This is a genomic window from Methanoregula sp. (assembly GCF_002835825.1).
GTDB lineage: Archaea > Halobacteriota > Methanomicrobia > Methanomicrobiales > Methanospirillaceae > Methanoregula.
This window is the reverse complement of sequence record NZ_PIZH01000093.1, coordinates 1-6,741: the sequence shown is the minus strand read 5'-3', so window position 1 is coordinate 6,741 and position 6,741 is coordinate 1. Positions and strand designations below refer to the sequence as shown.

Below are 6,741 nucleotides of genomic sequence, written 5' to 3'. Positions count from 1 at the left end.
CCCCCGCGTATCGAAGTACAGCAGACTTCCCTGCCACTTCCCTCATCCGATTACTCGTTTCCTTTCGGAAATGTCACCATATCCCTTTCGGGATCCGTTGATCCTGCGGTCTATTACGGGGCAAAAGCGGCGAAAAAGGAGACCGTTGTGCGGGGGAACATCACGGATTCTACCTGGATACGGGAGACCTACCTGGCGATGATCCATGATCCCGCACAGGATTCCTTTTACTCCTCCCTTATTGCAACATTCCGCTCAATACGGAGCCAGCAGAACCTTGATGATGACGAGTACCTTGAACTCATGGCAGTTTTCGTTCAGTCGATGCCATATGAATCCTTAAGCGAGAACCCGCCCAAATTCCCCATCGAGACCTACGTGGACAAATCCGGGGACTGCGATGATAAGAGCCTGCTCCTGGCCGGCCTCCTCTCGCGGGAAGGGTACAACGTGTCGCTGCTTTCGTTTACACCGGAAGCGCATATGGCGGTTGGAGTGGCCTGTCCCGGGGGAGAGTACAAGAGGACGGGGTATGCATTCATCGAGACCACAAACCTCTCCTTTGTCGGTGTTCCAACGGATACTTTCGGTGACGCTACCCGGCTCCGCTCGGACCCGCTCGTTATCAGGATTGGGGAGGGAACTATTCCCTACCAACGCTGCAACGAGTCCCTGTATCTGAACTCAGTAATCGATCTGTCTGAAAAGAGAGTAGACGAACTTACCGGATCAATCGATGCCCTGAAAGTCGAAATGGATCAGTATTTCAAAAACCGCGATGCAGGGAATTACAACCAGCGGGTTCCGGTATACAACAATCTGCTGGAGATCCGGCAGAAGTACGCAGAAGTACATAACTATATCCTTGCGCACCAGTATGACCGCAAGGGGACCTGGGTTTATGTGAAGGAGAATCCCCCCGAAGGATAATGCCAGGGCGGTTATTCCGGCAGATTTTCCCGGCACATAAGACGGGGGAACGGATATGTCGGGCTTTCGCTGCCAGCGCTTCCGACCGTGGCAAGGCGTTCCATCGCCGTACGGGAATATTGCTCGGAAATATCAATCCCGATAAACCGGCGCCCCAGTTTCCATGCGGCAAGAGATGTTGTCCCGGCACCGTTGAACGGGTCAAGGACAATATCGTTTTTGTAGGAAAACAGTTTCATGAGCCGCCGGGGCAGTTCTTCTGGGAACATGGCCGGGTGATCATAGTCCTTCATCCGGATCTCCGGCGGAAACGTCCACCTGCCGATAACCCACTCCTTGAATTCATCGGCAGTGATATCGATGTCGGATTTCCGGCCGGTTTTTTTATGGGATTCCTTATCAAAGACCTCGATGTATTCCCAGGTATACTTGAGGTAGGGCATCGACGGAGACTTCCAGCTCCCCCATGCCGTGTATTTTGCAGTGTAATTGTTCTTCTCCCAGAGGAGTTCCGCCCGCCAGAGCAGGCCAAGGCCGGCAAGCTGGTGCGAAATGATATGGTGTGTGGGGACATAGTCCGAGAACAACGGCTGGACATTCACGGCAATCCGCCCGCCGGGTTTGAGAACCCGGGCACATTCGCGCCAGACGCCGAGAAGCCGATCAAAGAACTCGTTCCACTCATGGGTGTCGTCATGCGGATCCTGTGCATAGGAATGGCCGAAATTATACGGGGGCGAGGTGATGATCAGGTCGATGCTCCGGTCGGGAATTCGCGGGAGAACGGCCAGAGCATCATCACAGATGATGCTGTTGATAAACGGAAGGATGCCATGAGGCTCGGCAGATTCCAAAGACCCCTTTGCATTCTGTGACCCTTTCCGGATCTTCGCCTTTGTGGCTTTATCCCTGACTTTCTCCCGACGCACCGGTGACATATCCATTGGTAGTTTCATCATGCAATGAGTAAAACATACCGAATCCGTCCACGGAATGACAAGGTGAAAAGCGTTTAATGCAGCAATGGACATATTGTCTACGATTATCTTATGCTGGAGATCGAAGACCTGCATGTGAAGGTCGGCGACAAGGAAGTGTTGCACGACATCAACCTCCACATTGGAGAGGGGGAGACCCATGTCCTTCTCGGCCCCAATGGATCGGGGAAGACAACGCTCCTGATGACAATCATGGGGTATTCCCAGTATGTTATCACCGAGGGCAAGATCCTCTTCAAAGGGGAGGATGTGACAAAGATGAAAGCCCACGAGAGGGCAAAACGCGGGGTTGGTATGCTCTTTCAGCGTCCTCCGACCATCTCCGGCCTGAAACTGGGTAAACTTCTCACGGCAATATCCCGCACCAAGAGCGAGAATATTCCGGAACTCGCACAGTCCCTGAACATGGACAAGTTCCTGAACCGGGACATCAACAAGGGATTCTCCGGCGGGGAGATCAAGCGCAGCGAAGTGCTCCAGCTTACGATCCAGAACCCGGATTTCATCATGCTCGACGAGCCGGAGAGCGGTGTGGATATCGAGAACATTTCCCTGATCGGAAATGCAATCGGTTCCCTCCTGGAGAAGGACAAGCGCATTGTCAAGCGCCAGAAGAGCGGGCTTGTCATCACCCACACCGGGTATATTCTCGATTACCTTGAGACCGATCGCGGCCACGTGATGTGCGACGGGCAGATCAAGTGCCACGGAAACCCCCGCGAGATCATGAAAGATATAAAAGCACGAGGATACAGGGAGTGTCTCGAATGCCGGAACCCGTAAAAGTGCCCGAGATCTCAAACGCTGACCGGGACAGGCTTGCCCAGACGGGTATCGACCTCTCCCTGCAGAACCGCTGCGGCAGTTATCTCCAGATGGACCAGGACATTGTCCACTCGGAATGTTCCGAACAGGGCATCGAGGTTCTCTCCTACAAGAAAGCGATGGAGAAGTACGACTGGCTCAAGGACTATGCCTGGAAGGTTGTCTCACCGGAAAAGGATGACATAACAAAATATGTAGCAGCCCAGAAAGATCCCAAGGGCTATGTTATCATCGCCCATAAAGGTACAAACAACATCTTCCCTATCCAGGCCTGCCTCTTTTTGGGCAGGGAGCAGATCCAGCATGTCCATAACATCATTATCGCCGAGGAAGGTGCAGAACTTCATATTATCTCCGGGTGTGCAAGTGGAGAGAAAGTCGGCCACGGTGCGGCCCATTACGGAATCTCTGAATTCTATATCGGGAAAAACGCCAAGATCAGTTTCACGATGATCCACAACTGGAGCGAGAACATTGAGGTTTACCCGCGCAGCGCTTCCGTTGTCGAAGAGGGAGGAGTCTTCCTCTCCAACTATGTATGCATGCAGCCGGTAAAGAAGATCCAGATGTATCCCACAGCAACACTCAAAGGCGAGAACTCGGTTGCCCGGTTCAGCAGTGTTGTTATCGCCCCCGAGGGATCATACATGGATCTCGGGTCCAGGGCAGTGCTTGAGGGAAAGGGGTCAAGTGCAGAACTGGTCACCCGTGCCATTACCAAGGGAGGGACCATCATCTCACGTGGCCACATTGCCGGAAAGACGGCGGGCACCCGCGGACACCTGGAATGCAAAGGCCTTATACTCAGGGACGGGGTCATCTACGCGATACCCGAGATCGAAGGATCCGTTGTCGGGACAGAACTCTCGCACGAGGCAGCAGTCGGGAAACTCGCCCGCGAAGAGATCGAATACCTCATGTCCCGTGGCCTCGACGAGGACGAAGCTACGGCGACGATCATCCGCGGGTTCCTTGATGTCAAGATCTTCGGACTTCCCGAAGCCCTGCAGAAACAGATCGATGCCTCGATCGATGAGGCGGAAAAATCAGGATTTTAAAAAAAACATACCCTATGGAGCCATTCCCCCGAGCTGACGAGCGTTCCCGGATGGTGGAGCAGCAGATCCGGGCCCGGGGGATAACGAATCCGCGGGTTCTGGATGCAATGCGGGAGATTCCCCGCCACCTTTTCGTCCCCCCACCGTACACGCTGTCTGCGTACACGGACTCTCCGCTCCCTATCGGGAACGGGCAGACCATCTCCCAGCCCTACATCGTTGCCCTCATGACCGCTCTCCTCGAAACGCGTTCTGAAGATCGCGTCCTGGAGATTGGCACCGGCTGCGGGTACCAGGCTGCAATCCTCGCGCGTCTCGTTTGCCATGTCACAACGATCGAGCGCATTCATGCCGTTGCGGATCTTGCTTGGAAGAACATTGCCAGCCTCGGGCTGAAAAACGTCAGTATTATCGTGGGGGACGGAACAGAAGGATACATACAGAACGCTCCCTATAACGGGATCATCATCACTGCGGCCACTCCGCAAATTCCCCCACCCCTCATCGATCAGCTGGATGAAGGAGGAATCCTGGTGGCACCTGTTGGCGGGAGGGACATCCAGGAACTCATAACCCTGAAGAAACACCATGGCAGAACCGATCAGTTATCCCATGGAGGAGTGCGGTTCGTCCCCCTGATAGGGGAGCATGGATGGACGGATACCTGATGACCATCATTGATATAACCCGATCACTTGCCGGAGATGCCCTCGTTTATCCAGGGGATACGCCGCCCCATTTCTCGCAAAGGGATGCCGGCCTGTACCTGATCTCAGAACTCCGGATGAGCAGCCATTCCGGTACGCATATCGATGCTCCCATCCATTACCTGAAAACGGGTCGGACCGTTGATGAGCTTCCCCTGTCGCACCTGATTGGCCCCTGCCGGGTCCTTGATGTGTCAGGTGCAGGATCCCTTATCGACACAGCAGATCTCGATGGCAGGATCGATGGATGTAAACGGATCCTGCTCAGAACAGGATTCTCACAGTGTTCTGCATTCCGGGAGGATTATCCCTCCCTGACTTTGGGTGCCGCACGCTATCTTATCTCCCAGGGCTCGCTTTGCGTTGGTATCGATTCCTTCTCCATCGAGCGGTTCGATTGCGATGGTTCGGTACATCGTGAGCTCCTGGGTTCGGGCTGCTTTATTATCGAGCTGCTCGATCTCTCACGCGTGCCCGAAGGAGAGTACACCCTTGTTGCTCTGCCATTGAAACTATCGGGTATCGATGGGGCTCCCGCACGGGTTGTCCTCATGGACGAAAAAGATGGTGAATGATGGATATAATCGTAGAGTCAGTAAAAAAGATCCAGGGCCTTTCGGAGCATGGCGGTTGCGCGGATGCGGGTGTAGTCCTGGATGTCAATCCCGATGCAACGATCTGCCAGTTCGAACAGGGAGCGCCGATGTCTGCCACCTTCGGGGGAAGAAGCGCGGTTTTCACCACCTTTGACCCCATACGGGCGCCAACGAAGATTGTATTTATGTTCGGGGCGCCGCTGGATACCACGGCAGTGCGAGGTGCCGCCGTTGCCATTGTCAATGTAATCCTCGGCTTTCTCTGTATGTCACGGGTCCTTCACCCATGCCCTGAATCCTCCCATGCTGCATGTAAAAACGAGATCCAGCGCGAACTTGCTGGCAAAAACCTGTATTGTATCGGATCAATGGGAAAGACCGGCCCGTCCGCTTTCGGTCATGTGACACAGGACATTTCCGCTGCCGATATCATCATAATCAACGGCGAAGGGCTGATTGGGAAAGAGACCGGGGATATCATTGAGGCAAACCGGCAGCGTTGCAGGATCATCTGTATCGGTCCATCTACAGCGGGAATTGCCCGTCTCTATGAACTGGAGCATTGGTGCCCCTACGGGCGCAACTGCCAGGACTGAGTATAGAAGGGGGAGCGGGAGTCAGTGAACAGGCAGACCCTTTTGGATAAAACCCCTATCTTGTAGTATGCTCTTTGGGTCTTCCGGAATACGGAGACGGTTTGATCAGGCCCTCATAGACACTGCACTCAGGGTCGGTAATGTTCTCGCGGCAGGATCTTCTGAGGTTCTTCTGGGGATGGACACGCGGACAACAAGCCCCCTCATCTCCCACCTTGTCATCTCAGGAATCGTAAGCAATGGGGGCACCGCCCGAATTGCCGGGATTGTCCCGACACCCACGGTCGCCTTCAATTCCCGCTTTGCCAGTTCTGGCTGCATGATCACGGCTTCGCATAATCCCGAAGAATATAACGGGATAAAACTCTTCAACCCGGATGGATCTTCATTTACAAAGGACCAGCAGAAAAAGACAGAGGTGGTGCTTTCAACCCTTGGGTATTCAGACTGGGTGCATCTGGGAAAAGAGTGCGCAGTTGACGCGTTATCCCCCCATAAAAGCGCAATTCTTGAAAAAGTATCCATCGGCAGGAAAATCTCGGTTATTGTCGATTGCGGCAACGGGGCAGGTTCCACGCTTACCCCGTCTCTCCTTGCCAATGCTGGCGTGAAAACAGTATTAATTAACTGCAATCCGTCCGGCAATTTCGCACGGCCTTCAGAACCCCTCCCGGAATATCTTGGGTATCTTGGCGGGATTGTATTGAAAAACAAGGCATCATGTGCCATTGTCCATGACGGGGATGCTGATCGCATGATGGCATTCGACAACAAGGGGAGGTATATCGGGGGAGACCACCTCCTCATGCTCTTTGCCAGATACCTTGATGCAAAGCGTGTTGTCACAACAAGCGATGCTTCGATGATCATCGATGAGATCGCCGATGTTCACAGGACTCCGGTCGGGGATGCGTATGTTTCCGAGGAATTGATCTCCTGGGGAGATTTCGGCGGAGAGCCTTCCGGGGCATGGATCTTCCCGCAGCTCTCCTGGTTCCCGTATGGTCCGTTTGCTGCGGCACTTCTCTGTG

8 protein-coding genes are annotated in these 6,741 nt (G+C 54.0%); 7 read left to right on the top strand and 1 reads right to left on the bottom strand.

The window, feature by feature from the left end; translation table 11 throughout:
- The coding region (locus CW742_RS04975; protein ID WP_292417324.1) for a hypothetical protein at positions 1 to 930 on the top strand (930 nt) is incomplete at its 5' end.
- A gap of 11 nt (positions 931 to 941) precedes the next feature.
- On the opposite strand, the gene CW742_RS04970 is transcribed toward CW742_RS04975, so the two are convergent.
- Positions 942 to 1,868 carry a site-specific DNA-methyltransferase gene (locus tag CW742_RS04970; RefSeq protein WP_292417322.1) on the bottom strand — a complete coding sequence of 309 codons (927 nt, stop codon included), beginning with the start codon at positions 1,866 to 1,868 and terminating at the stop codon, positions 942 to 944.
- A gap of 111 nt (positions 1,869 to 1,979) precedes the next feature.
- Here CW742_RS04970 and CW742_RS04965 point away from each other — a divergent pair, with 111 nt between their 5' ends.
- The 6 genes from CW742_RS04965 to CW742_RS04940 form a co-directional block, all read left to right on the top strand.
- A complete protein-coding gene (locus CW742_RS04965; protein ID WP_292417319.1) occupies positions 1,980 to 2,711 on the top strand; it encodes an ABC transporter ATP-binding protein in 732 nt (243 codons plus the stop codon).
- Positions 2,696 to 3,811 (top strand): SufD family Fe-S cluster assembly protein, encoded by a 1,116-nt coding sequence (locus tag CW742_RS04960; protein WP_292417316.1) that lies wholly within the window; start codon positions 2,696 to 2,698, stop codon positions 3,809 to 3,811. The genes CW742_RS04965 and CW742_RS04960 overlap by 16 nt, the downstream gene beginning before the upstream one ends.
- A gap of 14 nt (positions 3,812 to 3,825) precedes the next feature.
- The gene (locus CW742_RS04955; protein ID WP_292417313.1) at positions 3,826 to 4,479 is read left to right on the top strand and encodes a protein-L-isoaspartate(D-aspartate) O-methyltransferase; all 654 of its coding nucleotides are present in this window, start codon (positions 3,826 to 3,828) and stop codon (positions 4,477 to 4,479) included.
- A complete protein-coding gene (locus tag CW742_RS04950; protein ID WP_292417310.1) occupies positions 4,464 to 5,093 on the top strand; it encodes a cyclase family protein in 630 nt (209 codons plus the stop codon). The genes CW742_RS04955 and CW742_RS04950 overlap by 16 nt, the downstream gene beginning before the upstream one ends.
- A complete protein-coding gene (locus CW742_RS04945; protein ID WP_292417307.1) occupies positions 5,090 to 5,710 on the top strand; it encodes a hypothetical protein in 621 nt (206 codons plus the stop codon). Before CW742_RS04950 ends, CW742_RS04945 begins: the two co-directional genes overlap by 4 nt.
- Positions 5,711 to 5,777: 67 nt before the next feature.
- Positions 5,778 to 6,741 (top strand): phosphoglucomutase (locus CW742_RS04940; RefSeq protein ID WP_292417304.1); only part of this gene is annotated, 964 nt, incomplete at its 3' end.